The 25,569-nt window shown below is 63.5% G+C and carries 17 protein-coding genes; 13 read left to right on the top strand and 4 right to left on the bottom strand.

Going from position 1 to position 25,569, the window contains the following annotated elements:
- Positions 1-50: 50 nt before the first annotated feature.
- From JQ46_RS03685 to JQ46_RS03670, 4 genes are all read left to right on the top strand, one after another.
- Complete coding sequence (locus JQ46_RS03685; protein WP_034985546.1) at positions 51-1,079, top strand: ATP-dependent 6-phosphofructokinase; 1,029 nt, start codon at positions 51-53, stop codon at positions 1,077-1,079.
- Between the two features lie 352 nt (positions 1,080-1,431).
- Complete coding sequence (locus tag JQ46_RS10770; RefSeq protein ID WP_051876232.1) at positions 1,432-2,799, top strand: HNH endonuclease signature motif containing protein; 1,368 nt, start codon at positions 1,432-1,434, stop codon at positions 2,797-2,799.
- 200 nt (positions 2,800-2,999) lie between these two features.
- Positions 3,000-4,526 (top strand): Asp-tRNA(Asn)/Glu-tRNA(Gln) amidotransferase subunit GatB, encoded by a 1,527-nt coding sequence (gene gatB / locus JQ46_RS03675; RefSeq protein ID WP_034985544.1) that lies wholly within the window; start codon positions 3,000-3,002, stop codon positions 4,524-4,526.
- A 167-nt stretch (positions 4,527-4,693) separates the two neighbouring features.
- Positions 4,694-6,235, top strand: a complete 1,542-nt coding sequence (locus tag JQ46_RS03670) for a DoxX family protein (RefSeq protein ID WP_034985541.1) — start codon at positions 4,694-4,696, stop codon at positions 6,233-6,235.
- Here JQ46_RS03670 and JQ46_RS11435 read toward each other — a convergent pair whose 3' ends face one another.
- The 4 genes from JQ46_RS11435 to JQ46_RS03645 form a co-directional block, all read right to left on the bottom strand.
- A complete protein-coding gene (locus tag JQ46_RS11435; RefSeq protein WP_034985539.1) occupies positions 6,236-9,262 on the bottom strand; it encodes an excinuclease ABC subunit UvrA in 3,027 nt (1,008 codons plus the stop codon).
- Between the two features lie 332 nt (positions 9,263-9,594).
- Positions 9,595-11,442 carry a dihydroxy-acid dehydratase gene (gene ilvD, locus JQ46_RS03655; protein ID WP_034985535.1) on the bottom strand — a complete coding sequence of 616 codons (1,848 nt, stop codon included), beginning with the start codon at positions 11,440-11,442 and terminating at the stop codon, positions 9,595-9,597.
- A gap of 40 nt (positions 11,443-11,482) precedes the next feature.
- Positions 11,483-12,052: a PH domain-containing protein gene (locus JQ46_RS03650; protein WP_237744707.1), complete on the bottom strand. Its 570-nt coding sequence runs from the start codon at positions 12,050-12,052 to the stop codon at positions 11,483-11,485.
- A gap of 13 nt (positions 12,053-12,065) precedes the next feature.
- Positions 12,066-14,135: a mechanosensitive ion channel family protein gene (locus JQ46_RS03645; protein ID WP_034985531.1), complete on the bottom strand. Its 2,070-nt coding sequence runs from the start codon at positions 14,133-14,135 to the stop codon at positions 12,066-12,068.
- Positions 14,136-15,088: 953 nt separating this feature from the next.
- Between JQ46_RS03645 and JQ46_RS03640 the strand changes: the two genes are divergently transcribed.
- The 9 genes from JQ46_RS03640 (at position 15,089) to JQ46_RS03600 (ending at position 25,508) form a co-directional block, all read left to right on the top strand.
- Positions 15,089-16,951 (top strand): acetolactate synthase large subunit, encoded by a 1,863-nt coding sequence (locus JQ46_RS03640; RefSeq protein WP_034985529.1) that lies wholly within the window; start codon positions 15,089-15,091, stop codon positions 16,949-16,951.
- Positions 16,951-17,469, top strand: coding sequence for an acetolactate synthase small subunit (gene ilvN, locus JQ46_RS03635; RefSeq protein ID WP_034973946.1), 519 nt, complete (start codon positions 16,951-16,953; stop codon positions 17,467-17,469). The genes JQ46_RS03640 and ilvN overlap by 1 nt, the downstream gene beginning before the upstream one ends.
- Before the next feature lie 157 nt (positions 17,470-17,626).
- Positions 17,627-18,643 (top strand): ketol-acid reductoisomerase, encoded by a 1,017-nt coding sequence (ilvC, locus tag JQ46_RS03630; protein ID WP_034975188.1) that lies wholly within the window; start codon positions 17,627-17,629, stop codon positions 18,641-18,643.
- Between the two features lie 270 nt (positions 18,644-18,913).
- Positions 18,914-19,990 (top strand): cation diffusion facilitator family transporter, encoded by a 1,077-nt coding sequence (locus JQ46_RS03625; RefSeq protein ID WP_034985527.1) that lies wholly within the window; start codon positions 18,914-18,916, stop codon positions 19,988-19,990.
- Positions 19,991-20,229: 239 nt separating this feature from the next.
- Positions 20,230-21,126 (top strand): ABC transporter substrate-binding protein, encoded by an 897-nt coding sequence (locus JQ46_RS03620; protein ID WP_034985525.1) that lies wholly within the window; start codon positions 20,230-20,232, stop codon positions 21,124-21,126.
- A 126-nt stretch (positions 21,127-21,252) separates the two neighbouring features.
- Complete coding sequence (locus JQ46_RS03615; RefSeq protein WP_192817231.1) at positions 21,253-22,161, top strand: FecCD family ABC transporter permease; 909 nt, start codon at positions 21,253-21,255, stop codon at positions 22,159-22,161.
- Positions 22,161-23,324: an iron ABC transporter permease gene (locus JQ46_RS03610; protein ID WP_237744706.1), complete on the top strand. Its 1,164-nt coding sequence runs from the start codon at positions 22,161-22,163 to the stop codon at positions 23,322-23,324. The genes JQ46_RS03615 and JQ46_RS03610 overlap by 1 nt, the downstream gene beginning before the upstream one ends.
- The gene (locus tag JQ46_RS03605) at positions 23,321-24,100 is read left to right on the top strand and encodes an ABC transporter ATP-binding protein (RefSeq protein WP_034985522.1); all 780 of its coding nucleotides are present in this window, start codon (positions 23,321-23,323) and stop codon (positions 24,098-24,100) included. The genes JQ46_RS03610 and JQ46_RS03605 overlap by 4 nt, the downstream gene beginning before the upstream one ends.
- A 112-nt stretch (positions 24,101-24,212) precedes the next feature.
- Entirely contained in the window at positions 24,213-25,508 is a 1,296-nt protein-coding gene (locus tag JQ46_RS03600; protein ID WP_237744705.1) for a GTP-binding protein, read from the top strand.
- The last annotated feature ends 61 nt before the right edge of the window (positions 25,509-25,569 follow it).

Below are 25,569 nucleotides of genomic sequence, written 5' to 3'. Positions count from 1 at the left end.
GAAAACATCCCGCCCGGCAGATCCGGCGGGGTATCGCTAGACTTTAAAACATGCGTATTGCGACCTTGACCAGTGGTGGAGACTGCCCAGGATTGAACGCCGTCATCCGAGGCATCGTGCGGACAGCGGCCGGGGAAGGCCATACCGTCGTCGGATTCGAAGACGGCTGGCAAGGACTGCTGGAAGACCGCCGCGTGCAACTGTACGACGACGACTTCATCGACCGAATCCTGCGCCGCGGAGGCACCATCCTCGGCACCGGACGCCTGCACCCCGACGACTTCATGGCCGGCATCGACCGTGTTAAAGCCAACCTCGCAGACGCAGGCATCGACGCACTGATCCCCATCGGCGGCGAAGGCACCCTGAAAGGCGCGCGCTTCCTGCACGACAACGGCGTGCCAGTCATCGGCGTGCCGAAGACCATTGACAATGACGTCAATGGAACCGACTACACCTTCGGCTTTGATACCGCCGTTGCCGTCGCCACCGACGCCATCGACCGCCTGCACACCACCGCCGAATCACACGACCGCGTGATGATCGTGGAAGTCATGGGCCGCCACGTCGGCTGGATCGCACTACACGCAGGCATGGCCGGCGGCGCGCACGAAATCCTGATTCCGGAGTTCCCTTTCGACATCGACGATGTCTGCCGCCGGATGGCTCGCCGATTCCAGCTGGGGGAGAAGTACGGCATCATCGTCGTTGCCGAAGGCGCACTGCCGAAGGAAGGCACCCTGGACGTCGCCGAACGCGAAGTGGACCAGTTCGGCCACGAGAAGTTCCAAGACATGTCCGCGCTGATTGCCAAGGAAATCGAAAACCGCCTGGATACCGACGTGCGTTCCACCGTGCTGGGGCACATCCAGCGCGGCGGAACTCCCACCGCGTTTGACCGCGTGCTGGCAACTCGGTTTGCTGTGAATGCCACCAAGGCCGCCATCCGGGGGGAGTTTGGCAAGGTAGTAGCGCTCAAGGGCGGCAGCATCGAGCTGATCGACTTTGAAGAGGCAGTCGGCACGCTGAAGGAAGTTCCTGAGAGGCGCTACGAAACGGCGCGCTCGCTGTTCGGCTAGCGGACGCCGCGGACATCACAGACGCCGCGGACGCCGAAGGGGTGCAGGGCGGCGGAGGCGCGCGAGCAGCCTGGCGCGGCGCAATGTCGACAGAGCCAGGCGCCACAGGCAGGGCGCGCTGTATGTCCGGCGTTTAGCCAACGCCGGGCGGTGCTGGGCAGAGCCGGGCAATCGTGCGTTTAGTGGCAAGCGTCGCATGCTGGGGATGCGCGCTTCGTACAGCACGCCTGGCGGAGGATTGTCAAGGGGGAATTGAAAAGCCTGTGGAAAACGCTGGCAAAGGGGGCGAGTTATCCACAGGTGGTCGCGCGGTGCGGGGCAAAGATTTTGCGCATGGTTTAGCGTTCGGGGCATGGAAAAGTTGCAGCAGCTCGCGGAGCTCAAGCGCCAAGTGGCGGACGCGCAGAGCCACGGCGTGGAGCTGCTGACAGAAGCCATTGGCACGCCCGCCGAGCAGCTGCCGCTGGAACGCGAGTATGCGCGGAGCGTGGCGCGGGCCGCGGAACACTTCTCCGGGGCGGCGTACTCGCGTTATAAAAAGCGGGCGCTGGAAGCCGCCCAGCGCAACGGACACGGTCTGGATGTGCTGATACTGATCGCCGAACGAGCACGGACGCTGGGGATCAAACAGCGTTATGTGTTCACCGAAGCGCTATGCAATACCGCTGGAGACTATGCAGCGATTTCGCGCCGGGCGACGCAGCTGCGGCGGGAAATGCAGGGGCCTCGGGTTCCCGACGACGGAGGACGCCGGATCATGCACGGCACGAAGACCACCATCCAGTTCACGGGGCCGTCGCACCGCATGTCGGAGATCTGGGAGTCTGCACGTCTGGACCCACTGGCATGGCTCACGGAGAATCGCACCATTCAACGCAGCACGCTGACCACCAACGTTGTGGTCAGCCTGGATGACTACATTCAGGTACTCAGTGGACAAGGGGATGAGATCGAGTTGCGTGCCACCAACGGGGCCGTCCTCACCGGGGCGGAATACGTCGCCCGTCGTTTAGAAGACGCTGTGTTTCCCAGCCAGCTATCCATGCCAATTGCCGACACTTCAATCGCCGACGCAGCCGTGGCAGGCAGCACCTCGGCGGAGGCGGCCAGAGCGGCGGAGACGGCGTTTACGGCGAGTTCAGCCGGGGTGGCAGGCAGCACCTCGGCGGAGGCGGCCAGAGCGGCGGAGACGGCGCTTACGGCGAGTTCAGCCGGTGTGGCAGGCAGCACCTCAGCGGGCTCGGCCGGCGCGGAGGTTGCGGCTTACGTGGCCGGCGAGGTACTGAAAGATGGGGATTGCGTCACCCTGATAGCTCCGGAGCAAGGGCCGGTGAATTTGTACAGGGTGAAGCGGTTGGCGTCATCAAAACAGCGCCGAATGCTGGAAGCCGAAACGACGCGATGCGCCTGGCCGGGCTGTGGGCGTCCGGCGAGTGAATGCCAAGTTCACCACCTGCAGGAATTTGCGAAAGGCGGAGAAACGAACCCTGAAAATATGACACTCCTGTGCCCGTACCACAACGGCGTGAACGGGCAACGCGGCCGCGGGCGGATGGTGCGCGAGCACGGGCGCGTCACCTGGCTGCCGCCGAGCCCGCCGGGACGCGGGGAACCGCCGGAACTCGGGGAACCGCTGGAACCGCCGGGACGCGGGGAACCGCTGGAACCGCCGGGACGCGGGGAGCGGGGACCAGGCGCACATCGTGGATGGAAGGACTAGGGGTGCTGAAATGCGAGGGAGGTGTGCGGAGGCGCGGCTGCGTTGACGCAGCGGCGGTGCTGACGCGTTGGGAGGTGCCGGGGTGCCCGAAAAGGTGCGTAGGTGGCCATTGGCGCGCTGAAATGCGTGGGAGGTGCGCGGAGGCGCGGCCGCGGGCGCCCAGCGACCCTAACGCCACACAGCCACGGGGACGTATTAAGATGGCTGGCATGACTGCGCCTGTCTACGATTACTCCGATGATGTGATGGACTTCGACGAAGTGCTGGAGCGCTTCGACCCGGTAATGGGCATGGAAGTTCACGTCGAACTCGCCACGAAGACGAAAATGTTCTCCACGTCCTCCGCGGAATTCGGCGACGCACCAAACAGCAACGTCGACCCATGCAGCCTCGGCCTACCGGGCGCGCTGCCCGTCGTAAACAAACTCGGCGTGGAATGGGCCATTAAGATCGGCCTGGCGCTGAACTGCGATATTGCTCCGAAGTCCCGCTTCGCACGCAAGAACTACTTCTACCCAGACCAGCCGAAGAACTACCAGATTTCCCAGTACGACGAGCCCATCGCTTACGACGGATACCTCGACGTCGTACTGGAAGACGGTACCGAATGGCGCGTGGAGATTGAACGCGCCCACATGGAAGAAGACACCGGCAAGCTGACCCACCTCGGCGGCGCAGACGGCCGCATCCACGGCGCCACCGCCTCCCTGGTGGACTGCAACCGCGCAGGCGTGCCGCTGATTGAAATTGTGACCAAGCCGATCGAAGGTGCCGGCGAACGCGCACCAGAAGTTGCGAAGGCATACGTCTCCGCACTGCGCGACCTCGTCAAGGCACTCGGCGTATCCGACGCACGCATGGACCAAGGCTCCATGCGCGTAGACTCCAACCTGTCCCTGCGCCCCGTCGGCACCACCGAATACGGCACGCGCACCGAAACGAAGAACATCAACTCGCTGAAGTCCGTCGAACAGGCCGTACGCTTTGAAATGCAGCGCCAAGCAGCCTGCCTTGTCAACGACGTGGAGATCGTTCAGGAAACCCGCCACTACCAGGAAACTGACGGCACCACTTCCAAGGGACGCCCGAAGGAAACCATGGCGGACTACCGCTACTTCAACGACCCGGATCTGCCGCCCGTACTGGCCCCCGCCGAGTGGGTCGAAGAAATCCGCGCCACCCTGCCGGAAATGCCGTGGATCCGCCGTGCCCGCATCCAGGAGGAATGGGGTCTGAAGGACGAGGAAATGCGCGACCTCGTCAACGCCGGTGCCCTGGATCTAGTGGTCGACACCGTCGAAGCAGGCGCCAAGCCCGACGAAGCTCGCTCCTGGTGGGTTTCCTACCTCGCGGGTAAGGCAAACGAACAAGGCGTGGAGCTTACCGGTCTAGACATCACGCCGGCTCAGGTGGCGCGGGTGGCGTCACTAGTAAACGAAGGCAAGCTCACCACCAAGCTTGCACGGCAAGCAGTCGACGGAGTACTGGCAGGCGAAGGCGACGTCGACGAGGTCGTCGCAGCGCGCGGCCTGGAAGTCGTGCGCGATGACGGCGCCATCGAAGCGGCAGTCGACGAAGCCCTGGCCGCAAACCCGGACATCGTCGAAAAGTACCGCGCGGGCAATAAGAAGGTCACCGGCGCGATTGTCGGTGCCGTTATGAAGGCCACCAAGGGCAAGGCAGACCCCGCACAGGTGAACCAGCTGATCGCTAAGAAGCTCAGCTAGCTGCGACTGACACTGTCGGACCCGCCGGGCTCGCCGGAACTATCGGACCGGCCGGAATCGCCAGAACAGCAGCTGGTCAGTGCGAACACAGCCGATGGAGTATGGCATCCAAGACATGCCGAGCGACCTCCCGCGGAAATCGCGCTGGTCAGAATAGTCTGGGGTGCGTGAATAACAACGCGAAGCCCAACAGTCCAGACGACGCTTTGTTCGGCAACTCCGCGGATGATCTAGCGGATGACCTGAACAACGATATCGACGTGCCCGTCTACCGTCGGGACGCGCAGAAGCCCGCTGACGTCACACCGCCCGCCAAGGCGACCAAAATCGACAAGCCCGGCGAGGAACCTGTCGGCGGGGAAACCGTGGAATCGTCAGCAGCAGAGGATGCCAAGCCCGAAGCTCCAGAGCGGGGGAAGGTTTCCGAGGGAGAGGCGAAGTCGGCGAGGAAGCCAGTGCCGGCCGAGTCGGACGCGTCGGCCGATGCTTCGGCTGAAATTCCAGGGGCAGAGGCCCCAGAGGCTGAGGCCTCTGTAGAGGAAAAGCCAGCCAAGCGGGACATTTATGCAGTGCTTGGCCGGGCGCGTCCGCAGCGTATTGAAAGCCGCCCGCCGGAGCCGGAAGTGGATCTGTCGAAGCTGGATTCCTCCCAGTCTGCTGCGGGCACTCGCGCTGATGCGAGCGCGGCCAGCGGCGCGTCCGACCGTTGGGGCAAGGTTGATGACGCCAACCCGGCGGAGCAGGCCACCGCTTCAACCAACGATCAGGCCTTCATCCGACAGGCGAAGAATGGCGCGGACACTGACCGCAGCGCGGCGGGCGCGGGTATCGCCGGCGCGGATGCTGGGGCTGCTGATGCTGGTGTGACTGACGCTGACACAGCCGCTGGGACTGGCGGCGCAGGCGCGGCCGCTGGCGCTGGGGCTGGAGTGGTCGGCGCGGGCACAACTGCTGGCGCGGACACTGACCGCAGCACGGCGGGCGCAAGTGTTGCCGGCGCGGATGCTGGTGTGACTGACGCTGACACGGCAACTGGGACTGGCGGCGCAGGCGCGGCCGCTGGGGCTGCTGATGCTGGTGTGACTGACGCGGACACTGACCGCAGCACGGCGGGCGCAAGTGTTGCCGGCGCGGCCGCTGGGGCTGCTGATGCTGGTGTGACTGGCGCGGGCACGGGCGCAGTCGCGGAAGTTAAGCGCGGTACCACCAGCTTCGGACTGTTCATCCTGCGCGCGGTGCTGGGCGCGTACCTCTTGGTACGCGGCCTGCAGACGCTGTTCGCCTTCGGCGGAGACCCGGGCGTCGACATATTCCAGAGCCAGCTGGAGAACTACAACTTCACCGACATCCTCGCCATCGGCATCCCCGTCGCGGAGGTTGTCGCCGGCGGGCTACTGCTCCTCGGCCTCGTCACACCATTCGGTGCGGCACTCGCCACTATCGTCGGCGGATTTATGGCGTTCCACAACCTTGACAGCTTCCAGGGAACCCTATGGCCATACGGCCTGAACCCTCACGTCCAACTGTGGGCGGCGCTGACGGTGGCGTCAATAAGCCTCATCTTCCTCGGCCCCGGCCGGATCAGCCTCGACCGCAGTAGGGGATGGGCAACCCGACCGTTGGCGTCTGCATGGATTTTCTTCGTAGTCGCAGCGGCGGCCACCGCCGGGCTGTGGCTCGGCGTCGGCGGAGGCAACCCGTTCAACTAACTAGCTCCTTTCCGCTAGTACACGCCCCGTCGCGGTGTCCGTTTGAGCCACTGCAGCGGGGCTTCCGTCTGCGACAACCCGGCCGCCCCGCGCGCCGGCCCCCGGCCCCATTTCCAGCACTCGGTCCGCTTGAGCCGCAACTCGCATGTCATGCTCCACAACCACCACGGTGTTCCCGTTGTCGACCAACCGCTGGAGTTCCGTCACCAGCAAATCCACGTCCGCGGGGTGTAGGCCGGTGGTCGGCTCATCCATGAGGTACACGGTATGCCCCCGCTGAGCCCGCTGCAGCTCCGTGGCCAACTTGATTCGCTGGGCCTCGCCGCCGGACAGCTCCGTGGCCGGCTGCCCGAGCCGGAGGTAATCCAACCCGACAGCCGACAGAGCCCGCAGCGCCCGGGCGATTGCCTCTTCATCGGCGAAGACCTCCCGCGCTTCAGCGACGGTGAGCTCCAGCACGTCCGCGATCGTCCGCCCGTTCCAGGTGACTTCCAGCGTTTCAGAGTTGTAGCGTGCGCCGTGACAGTCGGGACAGGGAGTGTAGCTGCCGGGCAGGAACACTAGCTCGACTTCAATTTGCCCTTCTCCACTGCAGGTGGGGCAGCGTCCTTGGGTGACGTTGTACGAGAACCGGGAGACGGTCCAGCCACGCCGTTTCGCTTCGTCGGTCTGTGCGAAGAGTTTCCGTACGCGGTCGAAGAGTCCGGTGTAGGTTGCGAGGCAGGATCTGGGTGTCCGGCCGATGGGCTTCTGTGAGATTTGCACCAACCGGTTGATGGCAATGTCTGAGTTGAGGTCAGCGTTGAGTTGGGCCGTTGTTGCTCTTGCGGAGCCTGTTTTTTCTGCGGGGCCCTTACTTTTTGACGCCACGTCTCCGTCGTCGACCGATGTCTTAACCCGTTCGCGCAGTGAGTTGGCCAGCGTGTACAGAAGCGTGGACTTGCCGGAGCCCGAGACGCCCGTGATCGCGGTGAATGTGCCGAGGCCGAATTCCACGTCGAGGCTTTTCAGGGTGCGCTCGTTGATGTCCGTGAGGCTGAGTGTGCCGGAGGGGGTGCGCGCGTCGGCGTCGGCGGTCAGTTTCAGCGGCCCGGCGGCGAGGGCTCGGCCGGTGGGGCAGTCAATTCCCGCCAGGGCAGCCCTGTCGGCGCCGCCAGTGTCAGGGCAAGTGTTAGCACGGTCGGCTTCAGCGGCGCCAGCGCCGTTGGCACTCTGGTTGGCGCCCGGACCCGCATTTGCGACGGCGCTGGCGTTTGTGGCGGCGCTGGCGTCTGCGGCCGCGTTGGAATTACCGGCCGGGCCCGCGCTTTCGGACGGGAACTGGAATGTGCCCTGGCCGGGATCCCCGACCGCAGCGGCAGTAGTCGCTGAGTTTTGGGATGTGTCCGGCGTTTGAGATGCGTGCGGCGTTTGAGATGCGTGCGGCGTTTGAGGCTTGGCCGGGCCGGAGTAGAGGATTTCTCCGCCGAGCTCGCCTGCGCCGGGGCCGACGTCGACGATCCAGTCGGCCTCCGCAACCAGGTGCATGTCGTGCTCCACCAGCAGGACACTATTGCCCGCGTCCAGGAAACCTCGGATCAGCCGCATCACTGCGCGGCGCTCCTCGGGGTGCAGCCCCGCGGACGGCTCGTCCAAAACATATGCGACTCCGAAAAGTCCCGACCGCAGCTGAGACGCCAACCGCAGCCGCTGCAGCTCACCCGCCGACAGGGTGGAAGTGGCACGATCCAGGCTCAGATGTCCCAAGCCGAGATCCACCACAGACTCCAGCGTAGGGATCGCCTGGTCCAGCAGAATCCGCTCCGCCTCCGCGCTGGCGGAATCCTCACCCGCGGGTGCGGCCGCGCTGGAATCCTCACCCGCGGGTGCGGCCGCGCTGGAATCCCCACCTGCGGGTGCGGCCGCGCTGGAATCCTCACCCGCGGGTGCGGCCGCGCTGGAACCTTCGCCGGCTGGCGACTCCGCAGCATCCTCTGCGGCCTCAGTGTCTGAAGTTACTGAGGTTTCGGTTGCCTCTCGTCTCTCGGCCTCTCGCTGCGCTGGCGTAGCGCGGATTCCGTCCTGTCCGCGGGCAGTGTCTGCGGACACAGAGGCACGGCGCTCCGCGAAGCGAGAGAGAACCTCCTCCAAAGGAAGCGCTCCAAGGGCATCGATGGGAAGGTCGAGGTATTCCACGGAAAGGGCGTCGACAATAAGGCGACGACCGTCGCACACCCCACAGCGGGAAGACTTCATAAACGACAGGACGCGGCGTCGTGCGGAATCGGAACCCGTCTCCGCCAACGTCTTCCGCAGATAAGAGGCCACCGAACGCCAAGTGCCCTCATACGTCCGCTGAATCTGGTCCGCACCCCGGTGAGGGTGGATCGTCACCACCGGCCGCTCGTCCGTGAAAAGGATCCAATCCCGGTCGGCCCGCGGGATATCTCGCCACGGAATGTCCATAGGGAAGCCGAGCTCCGCGACAATATCGTGGAAGTTCTTCCCCAACCACGCGCCGGGCCAAGCGGCAATAGCACCCTCTTCGATGGAAAGCGACGGGTCCGGAACCATGGACTCCTCCGTCGGCTCATGCACCACGCCCGTGCCCTGACACTCCGGGCACATGCCTGCCGTCGTATTAGGGGAGAAGCTGTCCGAGTCCAGACGCCCGCCGTGGCGTTCGCGCACTTCCGCCGGGTAATCGCCGCAGCGGGAATACAGCAGGCGGATCGTGTTCGACAGGTTCGATGCAGTACCCACCGTCGAGCGCGCCCCGCCCGCCTGCGCTCCCTGTTGCAGCGCGACAGTCGGCGGCAGCCCCTCCACGGATCCCACCCGCGGGTCGACGGCCCCGCCGATTAGTCGGCGCGCAAACGGTGCGACCGATTCCAGATACCGCCGCTGAGCCTCCCCGTGCAGCGTGCCAAACGCCAGCGAAGATTTCCCCGACCCGGATACGCCCGTCACCGCCACCAGGGCGTTGCGCGGCAGCGAGACGTCCTGGTGTTTGAGGTTGCGCAGGTGGGCGTCGCGGACGCGGATCATTCCATCGTCGCCAGCGCAGTCACAGGCGCCGCTACCGCGAGCGCTGCCGACACCGCCGGCGTGGTAGCTGCTGACAGTGGAGCCGCCACTATGGCTCCGGCGGGCGCTGTCAGCCTCGGCTGCGATGGAGTCTGCGCGTTCTGCATCGGGCTGGAGATGTGAATCATGCATGCCCTCCAGCCTACGGCCGCGCGGGAGGCCGCGACCCCGGGGATGCTGGCTTTGCGGGGCAGGAGCGCCGCCGGTCAGCCGTCAGCACCGCCTGCGCCCGCTGGGACGTGCGACCGTACGCCTACGACCCCGCGCGCGTCGGCAGCCGGGCGGCGCGGTGGCTACTTCACCTCGCGGACGGCTCCGCGGTCAGCGGAGGTTGCCATCGCGGCATAAGCGCGCAGCGCCTTGGTGACCTTGCGCTGGCGAGTGGTGGGAGTCCACGGCTTGTCGGAAGCTTCCATCTCGGCGCGGCGGCGCTCGATCTCCTCGTCGGAAATGTTCAGCTCCAATCGGCGCTCGTGCACGTCGATGGTGATCGGATCCCCGTCGCGGACCAGGCCGATCAGGCCGCCGTGCGCAGCCTCGGGGGAGATGTGGCCGACGGATAGTCCGGATGTGCCGCCGGAGAAACGACCGTCGGTGATCAGCGCGCACTCCTTGCCGAGCCCCGCGCCCTTGAGGAAAGCGGTCGGGTGCAGCATTTCCTGCATTCCCGGCCCGCCGGCGGGGCCTTCGTAGCGTACGACCACGACGTGGCCCGGCTTGACCTTCTTGTCCAGGATCACGCGCACGGCTTCTTCTTGGGATTCGACGACCAGTGCCTTGCCTTCGAAGTGCCAGATCGATGGATCAACACCCGCGGCCTTGATCACGGCGCCGTCTTCGGCCAGGTTGCCGCGGAGGACAACCAGACCGCCATCGGCGGTGTACGCATGCTCTACATCGCGAATGACGCCACCCTCTGCGTCGGTGTCCAAGCTGGACCAACGGTTCTCAGTGCTGAATGGCTTGGTCGTGCGGACTCCGCCGGGAGCGGCGTGGAACAACTCGATGGCTTCCTCAGTTGCAGCCCCGGAGCGGATGTCCCAGGACAGTAGCCATTCCTTCAGCGTGGCGGAGTGAACGGAGTGCACGCCTTCGTTCAGCTTGCCGGCGCGGTAGAGCTCGCCGAGGATGGCGGGGATGCCGCCTCCGCGGTGGACGTCTTCCATGTGGTAGTCGGAGTTCGGGGACACCTTCGACAGGCACGGCACTTCGCGGGACAGTTGGTCGATGGAGTGCAGGTCGAAGTCGACCTCACCCTCCTGGGCGGCTGCGAGGATGTGCAGCACGGTGTTGGAGGATCCGCCCATGGCCATGTCCAGCGCCATGGCGTTTTCGAAGGCCTCGCGGGTGGCGATGTTGCGCGGCAGGACGGAGGCGTCTCCCTCGCCGTAGTAGCGGCGACACAGCTCAACGATGGTGGTGCCGGCCTTGGTGAACAGGTCGCGCCGCTTGGCGTGAGTCGCCAAGGTAGAACCATTGCCCGGCAGGGACAGGCCAAGCGCCTCGGTCAGACAGTTCATCGAGTTGGCGGTGAACATGCCGGAGCAGGAGCCGCACGTCGGGCAGGCGGCGGACTCAACTTCCAGCAGCGCCTGTGCGTCGACTTTGTCGGACGCGGAGGCGGAGATGGCGGTAATGAGATCCGTCGGAGCCTGCACGACACCATCAACTGCCACCGTTTTTCCAGCTTCCATCGGCCCGCCGGAGACGAACACCACCGGGATGTTCAGACGCATGGCGGCGTTCAGCATGCCGGGCGTGATCTTGTCGCAGTTGGAGATGCACACCAGCGCATCGGCGGCGTGGCCGTTGACCATGTACTCGACGGCGTCAGAAATGACCTCGCGACTGGGCAGCGAGTAGAGCATGCCCGCGTGTCCCATAGCGATGCCGTCGTCGACGGCGATGGTGTTGAACTCGCGGGGAACGCCGCCGGCTTCGCGGATGGCGTCAGCGACGATGTCTCCCACGTCCTTCAGGTGCACGTGGCCCGGTACAAACTGCGTGTATGAGTTCGCGATGGCGATGATGGGCTTCTCAAAGTCCTGGTCCGTCATGCCTGTCGCACGCCACAGGGCGCGGGCGCCGGCTGCGTTGCGGCCTTGGGTAGTGACGGCGGATCTCAATGGGATGGCGTTCATACTGTTCACGGCTCTCTTCTTGTTGTTCTTTTCTCGGCGTTTAGCTGCCGGCGTTGTCCTTGTCCTGCGTGTCGGCGTCTTGCGCGGCGGCGTCTTGCGCGTCGGCGTCTTGCGCGTCGACTCCCGCTTCGCGGCGGCGCTGCTTTTCGTATTCCTTGTACTCGTCCTTGTCCATGAGTACGGCGTAGCCCTCCTTATTGACGACTTGCACCTTGTCGTCCGTGGCTGCGCGGGCTGGGCTGACGGGGTCGGGGATACGCCCGCCGCTGACCTTGTGCAGGTCGATCAGGGAGTTAAAGGTCACGCCTGGCAGCCAGATGCTGTTTTCCTGGTTGTCTACGGCGTAGGCGCGTCCGGCTCGGTTGAAGCGGAGCGCACGGAAGTCTTCCCACTGCATGGTTTTGCCTGCGCGGAAGAGGTAGCGCGTGGTGATGGCTTTGTCGGACACGGTGGTTCGTACCCACAAAGTCCACAGAATAAACACTAGTGGCACTAGCGGAACCCAGAAAAACCAGGCGACCTTATAGCCGGTGAATAGCAGGCAGATCAGGAACATGACGAACCCGCCGAGGATGTGTTCGCGGCTGGGGTGGAAAACCTTCGAGTTCATGGTGTTCATTTAATCAGCCGTGGGTGATGTCGGTCGCATTGGGCGTACCCGTCGCACCCATAGCGCGAGGTGCAGCGCCGTTCATGCTGTTGCCGCCGGTGCCGCTGTTGGAATTGTTGTTGGAGTTTTGGGGGCCGGCTGGTTGCGAGGGTTGACTACTGGAATCTGCGCCGGAGTTCGTTTCGGGGCTGTTGGCGTTGGAGTCGCTGGTCGGTTCGTTGGTCCCTCCGCTGGGCGAGCCGTTGTTTGAGCCGCTGTTTTGGTTGTTAGTGGGCTGGCTGTTGGAGTCGGTGTTTGCGTTGGAATTGGGATCAGAACTTGGGTCGCCGGTGGGGTTGTTCTGATCGGTGGAGTTATCGCCGGATTGATCGTTTCCTTCGGAGTTCTCGGGGCCTTCGGAGGATTCGCTGTTGGAGGGACGGTCGCGCCAGTAGTCGGGGGAGAGCCAGCCAGTGTCTCCGCCCTCTGGGTTCGAGGAGGCCAGCGCCAGGCCGCCGACTAGCAACAGCGCCAGGATCAGCCCGGTGGTGGAGGGGCGGGTGCGGCCACCGACGCTCATGATCCTCTTGAACTTGGAGGAGTGTTCCTCGTTGCGCCAGATGCCCTGGAATTTCTCCTTCTTTTCAGTGTTTTTCTCAGTGTCCTTTTCAGTGTCCTTCGCACCAATGGGGATATCCGAACCGTCGCCGTGGGCCTCCGTTAGGCCGGTATCTTCGTCAGAACTGGAGGCGGAATTGGCATTAGCGCTAATGCGAGCACTCGCGCCAGCGCGAGTGTGCTGTGAGGGAGCCGCCTGCGTCTGGCCGATGGTTCCATCGCTGTCGAGGGGACGGACTCCAGGGCCGTCAGTCGTAGGAGACCCCGCGGGCAGATTAGTCTTTTCGTGCTGGCCAGTCTGTTCAGACTTGTCAGTCGGTTCAGCCTGGTCGGGCTGTGCAAGTTGGCCAGCCCGGTCAGCCCCTTCAGCCTGCACGGCATCCATAGCGGCAGTTTCGTGCGCTGACGCGGTTCCGTGCGCCGCTAAAGCTTTGCCCGCGGGTGCGGATCGGCCTACTGGTGCAGAACTGCTAGCCGAAGCGGCGATTCCTGCAGAGCCGCTCTGTGAACCATCAGCCACCGAAGCTGACCGATTGCGCGACGCGTGCTGGGCGGGCAAGACCTCCGTGGGCGCCAGCGCGGATTCTGCAGCCACAGCCTTTGTGGGATCGGCAGCGGGGGAGGAGTGGGCGTCAGAACCATCAAGAAAGACTCGCGGCATGTCATAACGGTCCCAGAAGACATTCACCAAAGCCGAGCGCAGAACACGCTCCACCGCCCACTGACGCGCCGGGTTCACCACGACCATGACTCGGAAATTAACCTGCCACGACTGACCCGCCGCAGTAGGAGCGACGATATCCGTAGCCGGCAGAACCTCGAGCTCGCCGGTGACGTCCCCGGCGATAGTCGGATCCTGCAAAGCCTTCGCAGCCGTGGCCTCCACGCGATCCGTCAGCTGCGACATGGACTCGCCCGGCTGCAGAGGAACCGCCAAGTCCACCACCGCCCGCGACCAGTCCTGGGAATAGTTCGTGATCACACCCGCGGAGCCGTTCGGGATGGTCACAACCTCACCGGATGCAGTGCGCACCTTCGTCGCTCGCAACGTCAGCCCCACAACCGTGCCCGAAATGTCATTGGACGTGCCGTCAAAGGCAACGAAGTCTCCCACGCCGAACTGACGCTCCGAGATGATGAAGAACCCCGCGAGGAAATCGCCGATCACGTTCTGCGCGCCGAAACCAATAGCAGCGGAAACGACCGTTGCAGGCAGGGCGGCACCCATGGCGGGTACACCCAGGTTCGTCAGTCCCAGCATGATGATCGCGAAGTACGCAATCGCCTGGAGCACGTACACCAGCGCTCCGACCAGGGCGAGGCGGGATTTGGTGGCCTCCTCGCCCTCATCGAAGCGGCTGCTGACAATGCGAATCGCCAAACGCCCCACGCGGGGGATCAAAATTGCGATAATGACCAGTGCAGTCAAGGGAAGGCCGTGGACGACCACCCATTCCCAGAGCTGGAAAGCATAGAACTTCAACATGCTTCCCCACCGTAGTCCCGGAAACGATCGGGGAGAGTGCTCCGCCAGGATTCGGACGGGATTCTGACCTGACTCTGACCAGATTTTGACCAGATTCTGACCCGATTCTGATTCGTTTCCAGACGGGGTTCCCAGTCGGATTCACGGGTCGCGTTCAGGCGCGCGTACTGCGCGCCGGGGCGACCGTGGCTTCTGCGCCGGAGCAACCGGGGTAACTGCGCCGCCGGGTGCGTGGCGACCGGGAGGACATTGGAGTTTCGGTTGCGCTGAGGCTGAGTGCCAGAGGGGAACCGGAGGGAAGCCGCGGATGGGAACTGGAGGGGGAAGCTCAGGGGAGCCGGGGAGATCGGGGAGAGAGAAACCGGAGGGAGGCCGGGGGTGCGGGAGGGATGAAGTACAGGTCGGGGGCGTTTTGGGCTGTCCAGTAGGTGAGACGGGGGCATCATACTTTGGGAAACGAGTGGTCAACGGCTTGACTACTTTCGCGAAAGCCGCTAAATTTAGAGCCATGGAATTCACGCAACTAGTACGAGTACTCATTATCGAGGGGCGCCACTAGCTACCTCGTCGAGCTCGACACGGCGCCCCCGACAACTGACGCAGCAGCGTCGGCAAGTTGGGGGCTTTTGTTGTGTGGAGGACATGCACCTAACCGAACAAGCGATTCCACACCGAAGATTTTCGGCTCTATCGCTTCCTGGTGACGCCAGCTCGCCGAAGTGCGAACGCTGCGGCGTGCGCCGCGTGGCAATGCGTGGCGCTGATGCGCGTGGCACTGCGGGGCACTGCAGAGCTTTGCTTGGCGCTGCGTTGATGCGCAGCGCTGAGGCGCAAACGCTGTGCCGCGTGGCGTGCGCCGCGCGGCGCGGCTGCTGCGGCGGGCAACCGGGAAGCGAAAGAGACAGAGAATTGAAGGCAGGACGGATTCCAGGACTCAAGGAGCGAAGGAAAACGTGACACACACATCACGCTCGCAACCCAGCCCCGCCACCTTGGCGAATAACCCCCGCGGCAAGCGGCCAGAGCGAATTAACGGCGCGCAAGCCGTAGTCCGCTCCCTAGAAGAGCTAGGCACCGATGTCGTATTCGGCCTGCCCGGAGGTGCTGTGCTGCCGCTCTACGAGGCGCTGTACGACTCCGAAAAGCTGAACCACATCCTTGTCCGCCACGAGCAGGGCGCCGGCCACGCCGCCACCGGCTACGCCCAGGCCACCGGCCGCGTCGGCGTGTGCATCGCAACTTCCGGCCCGGGTGCAACGAACCTGGTAACCCCCATCGCCGATGCCAACATGGACTCGGTGCCTCTGGTCGCCATCACTGGCCAGGTCGGTAAGGGTCTTTTGGGTACTGACGCCTTCCAGGAGGCGGACATTCGCGGCGTGACCATGCCGATCACCAAGCACAACTTCATGGTGACCCGCCCCGAGGACATCCCCGGCGCCATCGCCGAGGCTTTCCACGTGGCCTCCACCGGCCGCCCCGGCGCGGTGCTGGTGGACATCCCGAAGGACGTGCAAAACGCAGAGCTGGAATTCAACTGGCCGCCGAAGTACGAGCTGCCCGGCTACCGTCCGGTCACCAGCCCGCACCCGCGCCAGGTAGAGGAAGCCGTGCGCATGATCAGCGCGGCGAAGCGCCCGACGCTGTACGTCGGCGGCGGCGCGATCAAGGCAGAAGCGCACGCAGAACTGCTGGAATTCGCAGAAGCCAACGACATCCCAGTCGTCACCACCCTCATGGCACTGGGCAGCTTCCCGGCCTCCCACCCGCTGTACATGGGCATGCCCGGCATGCACGGAAGTGTCCCGGCGGTCGCAGCCCTGCAGCGCTCCGACCTGCTGATCACTATCGGCGCCCGCTTCGACGACCGCGTCACTGGCCACGTGGATAGTTTCGCCCCGGATGCGAAGGTCATTCACGCCGACATTGATCCGGCGGAAATCGGCAAGATCCGCGAAGCCAACGTGCCAATCGTCGGCGACGCCCGCGAAGTGCTGGCCGCACTCCACCAGGCGATGCGGAACCTGGACCTGAAGAAGCCCGCCACCGCCGGCTGGCTGAACTACCTCAACAAGCTGAAGCAGGACTTCCCCCGCGGCTACGACGAGCAGCCCAACGGCAAGCTCGCCCCGCAGTACGTCATCGAGACCCTGTCCAAGACCATCGGCCCGGACGCCATCTACGTCGCCGGCGTGGGGCAGCACCAGATGTGGGCGGCGCAGTTCGTGGACTACGAAAACCCGCGCACCTGGCTGAACTCCGGTGGTCTCGGCACGATGGGCTACTCCGTGCCCGCCGCCATGGGTGCAAAGGCCGGCAAGCCGGACACTTCCGTCTGGGCCATCGACGGTGACGGCTGCTTCCAGATGACGAACCAGGAGCTCGTTACCTGCGCGGTGGAGAAGCTGCCGATCAAGGTCGCCCTCATCAACAACGGAAACCTCGGCATGGTCCGCCAGTGGCAGACGTTGTTCTATGACCAGCGGTACTCGCACACCAACCTGAAGCCGGGGGAGACCTACTTGCCGGACTTCCTGATGTTGGCTGAGTCCATGGGCTGCGCGGCGTTCCGCGTCACAAAGCCAGAGGATGTAGAGCCGACCATCCGCAAGGCCGAAGAGATCAACGACCGCCCCGTCGTCATCGACTTCATCGTCGGCGAGGACGCGCAGGTATGGCCGATGGTCGCCGCCGGCACGTCCAACGAGGAAATCCAGTACGCACGCAACCTGCGGCCGCTGTTCGACGAGGAATCCTCGGCGGCAGAATCGCCCGCGGAGATCCACGAGGTCACCCAGGAAGGTGAAGAAGACTAATGAGCACGAACAAGGTACAGGTCCACACCCTGTCCGTCCTGTGTGAGGACGTCGACGGCATCATCTCGCGTATCTCCGGCATGTTTACCCGCCGCGCGTTTAACATCCTGTCGATCAGCTCTGGTCGCACGGAGGTCGAGGGCATCAACCGCATCACCATCATCGTCGAGGGCGAGGATCACGTGGTGGAGCAGATCACGAAACAGCTGAACAAACTGATCCCCGTCATTAAGGTCACGCGCCACGACCCGGAGACCATCGTCTCCCGCGGCCTGATGATGGTGAAGGTCTCCGCTGACAATGCGAACCGCACCCAGGTGGTGGAGTCCGCGAAGCTGTTCCGCGCACACGTGGTGGACGTCGGTCCGGAGTCGGTGATCATCGAGTGCACTGGCACGCCGTCGAAGCTGCAGGCTCTGCTGGACGTTTTGGAGCCGTTCGGTATTCGCGAGCTTGTCGAGGCGTCGCCGACTGCGATCAGTCGCGGTCCTCGCGCCATGTACCCGGCGAATCTCTAGGTTCTTTGGTGACGCCTTCAGCTTGCAGCCGGGTGGGCGTCACTACCTACGAAAGAGGGCAGCAGTCCCGCAAGAGTTCACTATGTGGACGCCAAAGTCTCACCAAATGAAATAAAGTCTGCTATAAAGGTAGACAGTCAACGAAAGGAAGCTCCCCATGGCAATTGATGTTTTTTACGACGACGACGCTGATCTGTCCATCATTCAGAGCCGCAAGGTAGCCATCATCGGCTACGGCTCCCAGGGTCACGCACACGCCCAGAACCTGCGCGAGTCCGGCGTGGAGGTCGTCATCGGCCTGCGTGAGGGCTCCAAGTCCCGCGCCAAGGCTGAGGAAGCCGGCTTCACCGTGAAGACCAACGCAGAGGCTGCGGAATGGGCAGACGTGATCATGCTGCTGGCTCCGGACACCTCCCAGGCGAAGATCTTCGCCGAGGACATCGAGCCGAACCTGAACGACGGCGACGCACTGTTCTTCGGCCACGGCCTGAACATCCACTTCAAGCTGATCGAGCCGGCCGACAACATCATTATCGGCATGGTTGCCCCGAAGGGGCCGGGCCACCTGGTTCGCCGCCAGTTCGTCGACGGCAAGGGTGTTCCGTGCCTGATCGCCGTTGAGCAGGACCCGAAGAACAACGGCCGCGACCTGGCACTGTCCTACGCAGCTGCCATCGGTGGTGCACGCGCCGGCGTGATCCCGACGACCTTCGAGGCGGAGACTGTTACCGACCTGTTCGGCGAGCAGGCCGTTCTGTGCGGCGGCACCGAGGAGCTGATCAAGACAGGCTTCGAGGTTCTGGTGGAGGCTGGCTACGAGCCGGAGATGGCATACTTCGAGTGCCTGCACGAGATGAAGCTGATCGTGGACCTGATGTTCGAGGGTGGCATTGCCAACATGAACTACTCCGTGTCTGACACGGCAGAGTTCGGTGGCTACCTGTCCGGTCCGCGCGTCATCGACGCGGACACCAAGAAGCGCATGAAGGACATTCTGACCGACATTCAGGACGGCACCTTCACCAAGCGCCTGGTTGCCAACGTTGAGGGTGGCAACAAGGAGCTGGAGGAGCTGCGCGCTTCCTACAACGATCACCAGATCGAGAAGACGGGCGCCAAGCTGCGCGACCTGATGAGCTGGGTCAAGGTCGACGCTCGCGCCGAGACCGCCTAAAGCGGCTCGGCCGAAACTGCCCGACCGAAACTGCCCGACCGAAACTGCCCGACCGAAACTGCTCGGCCGAAACTGCTCGGCTGAAGCGGCCTGCTTAAAGCGGTCTGGCTGAATAACTGAATGCTTTAGATTTCCAAGTTTATGGATTCTGAATTTGGAATCTGTTTAGCGGGGAGCCCATGTTCCGGCCGCCAATGGCGAGCCGTTCTGGCTCCCCGTCTTTGTTTTCAGTAATTTGTCAATAAGGGATGTGGCTGCTAAAGTGAGGGTATGAACGACCCCGCAAGCGCAGCTCAGCAACAACCACAGGACCGTGGTGGTGCCGACGTGCACCGCCACGGTTCTTTGCGTTCCAGCGCGTCCGCGCCTGGCGACGCGCCCGCGGCTGGCGGTGCGCCCGCGCCCGCCGGCGTATCTGAGGGTGGCCAAGCACATTCGCACGAATCCGGCGACGCACATTCGCACTCCCACACGCCGACGGATGCTCCGCTGCGCGCGCTGCTCATTGTGCTTGGCGTCACTGGCACAGTCTTCTTTGCAGAGGTGATCGGCGGTCTGATCACCGGCTCCGTCGCATTGCTGGCCGATGCGATGCACATGCTTTCGGACGCCGCCGGCCTAATCATCGCAGTCGTCGCCATTTTCATCGGCCGCAGGGCTGCAACCGCGCAAGCGACATTCGGCTATCGGCGGGTGGAGGTGCTCGCCGCGCTTGTTAATGCTGTCACTGTGCTGGGAATTTCGGCATGGATAGTGGTCGAGGCGTTCCAGCGCCTCAGCGAGCCGGTGGAGATCATGGCCGGTCCGATGATGATCGTCGCGGTGATCGGCCTGTTAGCCAACATCATTTCCGCGTGGATCCTTAATCGCCAGCGGGAGCATTCGGTCAATGTCCAGGGCGCATTCCTGCACGTGCTGGCGGATATGTTGGGTTCCGTCGCGGTGCTCGTGGCCGGCGGCGTGATCATTCTGACCGGCTGGCAGTATGCGGACGTTATCGCCTCGCTGGTGATTGCCGCGCTGGTGCTGCCGCGCGCCTGGCAGCTGATGATGCAGGCCTTGCGCATTTTGCTCGAGCAGGCGCCTCCGGGTTACCAGCCCGCTGAGGTCGATGCTCTGCTGCGACAAGTCGACGGTGTGCTGGACGTGCACGATCTCCACCTGTGGTCGCTGGATGGCACGAGCGCGTTGGCTTCCGTGCACTTGGTGGTTCCGGAAGATCGCGACCCGGCCGCGGTGCTGTGCGCGGCACAGGCCACGCTGCAGGAGCGGGGGATCGCGCACGCCACCATTCAGGTGGAGCGCGCCAGCCACGCTAACCACGAGGGCTCGCAGAACGTTTGCTAGCGGATAGATAGGCAATGGCCGCGGGCGGTTGGGTAAACAACGACCGCCAACGGCAGGGGTGACAACGACCGCCAACGGCTGGATAAACAACGACCGCCAACGGCTGGGTCGATAACGGCCGGCGCCGGCTGGGTCGATAACGACCGCTAACGGTTGACGAAACTCTTAGCAACCGGAGCCGACCTGAGAGGGTAGGTTCACCTTGCTTAGGTGAACCTAAGTCTGGTAGTGTCTGCGGAATGATGAACTCTCGAAACTCTCAGCGCGGCTCTTTACGTCGCGCCCTGGCTCTCCTCGTCGCGACGATTCTCGGAGCCACGGCCCTCGTTGCCTGTGGCTCCGGTGACGGTGACAACGGCGGAGGCGGTAAAGACGGCGAGCCACGGGTGGTCGCGCTGGACTGGCGATATGAGGAAATCCTTGAGGCGCTGGGCGTAAAGCCTGTCGGCATTGTAGAGATCGGCAAGTCCTCCGGGCCGAAAACTCTGGAGGGCAAGCTCGAGGGCATCGAATCGGTTGGCCAGGCAAAACAGCCAAACCTGGAGGTCATTCAGTCTCTTGAACCCGACCTGATCCTCGCTAGCCCAACGCGACAGGAATCGATCATGCCGCAGCTGGAGGAAATTGCAGAGACGAAGTCCTACAGCGACGCCAGCTACACCGACGTCCTTGACTCCATGGATGACATCGCAAAGAAGCTGGGCAAGGAAGATAAAGCTGGGGAAGTGCGTGAGCGTATCGAAGGCAAGGTCGCAGAGGCTAAGAAGCTCGTCAAGCCGAACACTCGTGCAGCGCTGGTCGGATGGTCGAAGGGCACTCTCTACACCTGGATCAAGGATTCTTTCGCAGGCTCTCTTCTTTCTGACGCCGGCTACGTCTACGGCTACGACGGTTCCCGTACCGCTATCGAGTCCAAGACTGACGTTGCCGAAATGACGGGTGATAAGCTCCCCTCAATGAAGCTGGATCGGATGTACTTGTACAACGACATCGAGGGCTTCAAGTCCAGCCCATACAAGGATGTGGTGAAGGACATCGTGGACGTGGAGCAGGACACCTGGTCTCGTTCTCGTGGTCCGCTGGCCGCAGAGGCAATGCTGGATCAGATCATTGAAACGGAGAACGCTCGTAAGTAGGCGCACCCTCGTGCGTTTACGACCGAAGGAATTTAAGTGCAACGAGGGCTCAAACCACGCCTTACACAACTAGCGATTCTGCTGGCGCTGGGATTGGCTGTCATTCTTGCAGTATGGGTCTGGCGCATGAACAGCGTGGAGGTGCCGACTAACGCGCCAGAACTCGCGGGGGAAATGCACTCCGTTATGCGCGACCGGCTCTTGGCGGCGACGGTGATCGGCATGGCTTTGGGTGCGGCAGGCGTGTTGCTGCGCACGGCTACAGGCAACCCGCTGGCGGATCCGGAAATCACCGGCGTGAATTCCGGTGCGGCGTTTGGCGCTGTGCTATGCACGACGATCACGGGATCTGTGTCGGGCGCAGCTGTGCTGCCGGGGGCGTTGTGTGGTGCAGCGCTTGGAGCTGCGATCACGGTAGGTATCGGGATGCGCGTGACGGTGGGGGATCCGACTGGTGCTCAGTCGGTGCAGCGGATGATTTTGCTCGGCATAGCCGTTTCTGCATTGTTCTCGGCGTGTACCGCGATCATTTTGGTCATCGATGAGGCTCAGCTTTCGACCGTGCTGTCGTGGCTTTCGGGCCGCTTGGGTGGGGTTCGTTTCCCGGATGTAGTGCCCTGCATTATTGCTGTGGCGGTGGTTCTGCCGTTTACTATTGCTGCTGGTCGGGGGCTGGATACGCTTTTTGCTGGTGACGCCCTCTCGTCTTCCGTCGGCGCGAACCCCCACCGTCTGCGCATTTTGGCAGTGGTGGGCGCAGTGCTGTTGATCGCGCCGGCAGTTGCGGCTGCTGGACCCATTGGTTTCCTTGGCTTGATGGCGGCGGTCGTCTCGTATCGGGTGGCAGGCCCGCGTCACCGATTGAGCTTAGTGATCGCCCCAGTGGTGGGCGCGGTGGTTCTGCTGGTGGCGGATTCCGTTGCGCAGGCTCTGTGGGCGCCGGCGGAGACTCCAGTGGGCGTGGTTACTGCCATTGCAGGCGTGCCTTTGCTGCTGTGGGGTATTAATCGGCTGCGACCAGGAGGTGGGCGCTGATGAACCGCAGGCTGAATCGCAAACGAATCCTCCGGAGGGGCGTTTCCCAGCCGGGAACTGCAGCGCCGAGGCGTGACACTGCAGCGCCGCAGGGTGATACTGCGGCGCCGCGGGAAGTTGCTATAGCGCCACGGCGTACTAATGCCGGCGCGCCCCGCGTTATAGCCGTGTATGCAGCGCTGCTGGCTTTGCTGGCGTTCGCGATCGTCCTGGGATTAAGCGTCGGCGCCGTCATGAAGCCCCCGGCAGAGACGATCCACGACCTCTTCACCGGTGGGAAACTCATATGGCGCTACCGGATGCCCCGTGTGCTCGTGGGGATCCTCGCTGGTGCAGCGATGGCGGTCTCCGGCGCGTTGCTGCAGCTAGCCTTGCGTAATCCGCTGGCGGCTCCGGACACTGTGGGCGTCACCGCAGGAGGGGGCTTGGCAGCCGTGGCAGCTCTGTTGAGTGTCGGTTCCTTGCCGGCGCAGGCACTGACTCCCGTGGCTTTTGTTGGTGCACTGGTGGGTGCAGGCCTGGTGCTGGTGCTCGCAGGAAAGGGAGCAACGGATCCGGTGCGGCTCACCCTCACTGGAGTAGCGGTTTCTGTAGGTCTCGGTGCGCTGACTCAACTGTTGTTGGTCAAGGCTGCGCCGGAAGCCGGCGCAGCGATGACCTGGCTTAAGGGGTCGCTTTACGCCCGCACTCTCGCGGATGCGCAAGTCGTTGGGCCAGTGGTGTTGGTGGTCATAGTGGTAGCCATCGTGCTCTCGAGGCACTTGGACATGCTGAACCTGGACTCTTCTGCCATGGCGGGAGTAGGCGTGAGTGAGCGAGCGTGGCGCACTGTGGCGGTGCTGTTCGCGATCCTGTTGGGAGCCGCCGCAGTGGCTGCGGCGGGAGTGTTGGGATTTGCAGGATTAATCGTGCCGCATGCTGCTCGACTGCTGGTTGGTGGTGCTGCCAGGCGAGTGTTGCCAGTGTCTGCGCTGGCTGGCGCGGGGTTGGTCGTTTTCTGTGACGCCCTTGGCCGCTGGGCATTTGCACCCACCGAAATCCCTGTGGGTGCGTTGATCTCCGTTGTCGGCGCCCCGTACTTCATTTATCTTCTGCTGCGTATGTCTCGCACCCCTGCGGGAGCGCCTGCGGTGCCCACGACAGATGAAAGGAGCTCCCGATGAGTGAACCTGCCTTGCACGCCGAGGCCATCACGGTAGGCTACGGCGGCCCGGATGTCTTGCGAGATGTTTCTCTCCAGGTTCCGGAGGGGAAGATTACCGCCCTCATAGGCCCGAATGGCTGCGGAAAATCTACGCTGCTGCGAGCGTTGGGGCGTCAACAACCAATCTCGAAGGGACAGGTCTACCTAGGCGATCGCTCCATCCGCAAGATGAGCGCGCGTGAGTTTGCCCGGCACGTTGCGTTCTTGCCGCAACAGCCCGTTACTCCCGAAGGGGTGAGTGTGCGGGAAGTTATCGCGTACGGTCGGTATCCGTATACCGGGGCGTTTGCGTCGTTGGGAGCGGAGGACCACCGCGCGGTGGAGGAGGCGGCGGAACGCGCCGGGGTGACCGCCCTGCTCGACATTCCAGCGACGGATTTGTCTGGCGGCCAGCGCCAGCGAGTGTGGGTGGCGATGACCGTGGCTCAGCAGACTCCCGTGCTGCTCCTCGACGAGCCAACGACGTACTTGGATCCCGCTCATCAGATCGCGATTCTGGATTTAGTGCGAGAGCTCAACGCTGCCGGTCGAACTATCGTGATGGTCGTACACGATATGACGCACGCGGCCCGTTTCGCTCATTCTATCGTGGCTATGCGTGACGGTCAGGTGCTGGCGGCGGGGGAGACAGAAGAAGTTATGTCCGCGCAGCTCGTTGAGGAGCTTTTCGGGATTTCCTGCCTGGAAGTGCGGGATCCGGAAACAGGGAGAGTCTTGCCGATTCCGTATCGCTAAAGACGTTAAAGACGCTAAAGGCGCTAAAGATAGGGTCGTTAGAGGTATTTCGAAGTGCACTCCCAGCGTCACTAATGAAAACGGCTTGCAATAACGTGTAGGGTGACGGGCTATGAGACATACACATAGCCATTCTTCCGACCACCCAGCTTCCGAAGTTGCTGCTTCTGGCGAGGCCCTGCGCCAGAGAAGTGGGGTGCCTGCGGACGTCGCGCCGACTGCCACCACCGCGAGTGCCACGCCCGTCACGGTGTTGTCCGGATTCCTTGGGTCGGGCAAGACAACACTGCTCAACGACCTGCTCGCCAACCGGGGCGGCCGGCGCATCGCGGTGATCGTCAACGACTTTTCGGAAATCAACATCGACGCCGCCCTCATCGCAGGCGAAGGCCACCTCACGCGCGGCGAAGACCGCTTCGTCGAACTCACTAACGGCTGCATCTGCTGCACACTGCGTGAAGACCTGGTGGAATCCGTCGGCACGCTCGCGCGTAGCGGAAACTTTGACCACATCGTCATCGAATCCACGGGAATCTCCGAGCCCATGCCCGTCGCCGCAACTTTCGAATGGCGTTGGGAGGACGGCACTCGCCTCGCGGACGTTGCGCCGATCGACACTATGGTCACTCTTGTTGACGCCGCCCAGTTCCTGCCGCAAATAGGGCAGAAGAAGCTGCTCACAGAAGCGGACCTGCAGGCGACTGCGGACGATGAACGCACCATTGCGGATCTTTTGGTCGATCAGGTTGAGTTCGCGGACGTCATCTACGTCACCAAGTCGGACCTCGTCAGCGAGCAGCGCTACCGCGCGACGGTAGCGCTGCTGCGCAGAATGAACCCGCGGGCGCGCATCGAGAAACTCCTCCACGGCCGCATCGTCGCCGACCAGTCCGACGCCCCAACAGGCGCCGGCGCCAGTGCGGACGCCCCTGGCGCGGCTGAGACTCCGAGTGTGGCGGCCGACGGCGCAGCTGAGGGGCGGTCGGCAGTCGACGACATTCTCGGCGCACACCTCTACGACGAAGCGACGGCGCGCGCCTACGAAGGCTACCTCGACGAGTTGGAGAACCCGCACACTCCAGAGACGGAAGAGTACGGCATCAGCTCCGTTGTCTTCCGCGGGGACCGCCCCTTCGACCGGGAGCGCCTGATCAAGGCTCTGCGCTCCACAACCGGGCTGGTGCGCTCCAAGGGATACTGCTGGATCGCCGACCGCCCGGAACTCGCTCACGTCTGGCACCAAGCTGGTCCCGACCTGCGGATACAGCCGGCGGGTGGGTGGCGCCAGGTGGGGCTGACCCCCTCCAGTGAGGTGGTACTTATTGGCGTCAATTTCGATGCAGACAGAGCGGTACAACAATTCCTTAAGGCAATGCTGAGTGACGCAGAGGTAAGAGTTATGCTGTAAGGGTCGCACGTCACATTTGGATGGCGTGGTCCCTTCCCGCGTCGGCGCGGTCGTTTCGGCG

Source organism: Corynebacterium jeikeium (genome assembly GCF_000738175.1).
In the GTDB taxonomy this organism is placed as follows: domain Bacteria; phylum Actinomycetota; class Actinomycetes; order Mycobacteriales; family Mycobacteriaceae; genus Corynebacterium; species Corynebacterium jeikeium_C.
Note: the sequence above shows the minus strand (reverse complement) of the source record. Positions and strands in the feature narration are given on the sequence as shown.

What these genes read in the sequence shown, in the direction of transcription:
- JQ46_RS10770 (WP_051876232.1), top strand. Translation starts at nt 1,432, where the DNA reads ATGGAAAAGTTGCAGCAGCTCGCGGAGCTCAAGCGCCAAGTGGCGGAC.
- JQ46_RS03615 (WP_192817231.1), top strand. Translation starts at nt 21,253, where the DNA reads ATGAACAGCGTGGAGGTGCCGACTAACGCGCCAGAACTCGCGGGGGAA.
- ilvC (WP_034975188.1), top strand. Translation starts at nt 17,627, where the DNA reads ATGGCAATTGATGTTTTTTACGACGACGACGCTGATCTGTCCATCATT.
- JQ46_RS03645 (WP_034985531.1), bottom strand. Translation starts at nt 14,135, where the DNA reads ATGTTGAAGTTCTATGCTTTCCAGCTCTGGGAATGGGTGGTCGTCCAC.
- JQ46_RS11435 (WP_034985539.1), bottom strand. Translation starts at nt 9,262, where the DNA reads ATGATCCGCGTCCGCGACGCCCACCTGCGCAACCTCAAACACCAGGAC.
- JQ46_RS03610 (WP_237744706.1), top strand. Translation starts at nt 22,161, where the DNA reads ATGAACCGCAGGCTGAATCGCAAACGAATCCTCCGGAGGGGCGTTTCC.
- ilvD (WP_034985535.1), bottom strand. Translation starts at nt 11,442, where the DNA reads ATGAACGCCATCCCATTGAGATCCGCCGTCACTACCCAAGGCCGCAAC.
- JQ46_RS03605 (WP_034985522.1), top strand. Translation starts at nt 23,321, where the DNA reads ATGAGTGAACCTGCCTTGCACGCCGAGGCCATCACGGTAGGCTACGGC.
- JQ46_RS03685 (WP_034985546.1), top strand. Translation starts at nt 51, where the DNA reads ATGCGTATTGCGACCTTGACCAGTGGTGGAGACTGCCCAGGATTGAAC.
- JQ46_RS03625 (WP_034985527.1), top strand. Translation starts at nt 18,914, where the DNA reads ATGAACGACCCCGCAAGCGCAGCTCAGCAACAACCACAGGACCGTGGT.
- ilvN (WP_034973946.1), top strand. Translation starts at nt 16,951, where the DNA reads ATGAGCACGAACAAGGTACAGGTCCACACCCTGTCCGTCCTGTGTGAG.
- JQ46_RS03650 (WP_237744707.1), bottom strand. Translation starts at nt 12,052, where the DNA reads ATGAACTCGAAGGTTTTCCACCCCAGCCGCGAACACATCCTCGGCGGG.
- JQ46_RS03600 (WP_237744705.1), top strand. Translation starts at nt 24,213, where the DNA reads ATGAGACATACACATAGCCATTCTTCCGACCACCCAGCTTCCGAAGTT.
- JQ46_RS03620 (WP_034985525.1), top strand. Translation starts at nt 20,230, where the DNA reads ATGATGAACTCTCGAAACTCTCAGCGCGGCTCTTTACGTCGCGCCCTG.
- gatB (WP_034985544.1), top strand. Translation starts at nt 3,000, where the DNA reads ATGGCTGGCATGACTGCGCCTGTCTACGATTACTCCGATGATGTGATG.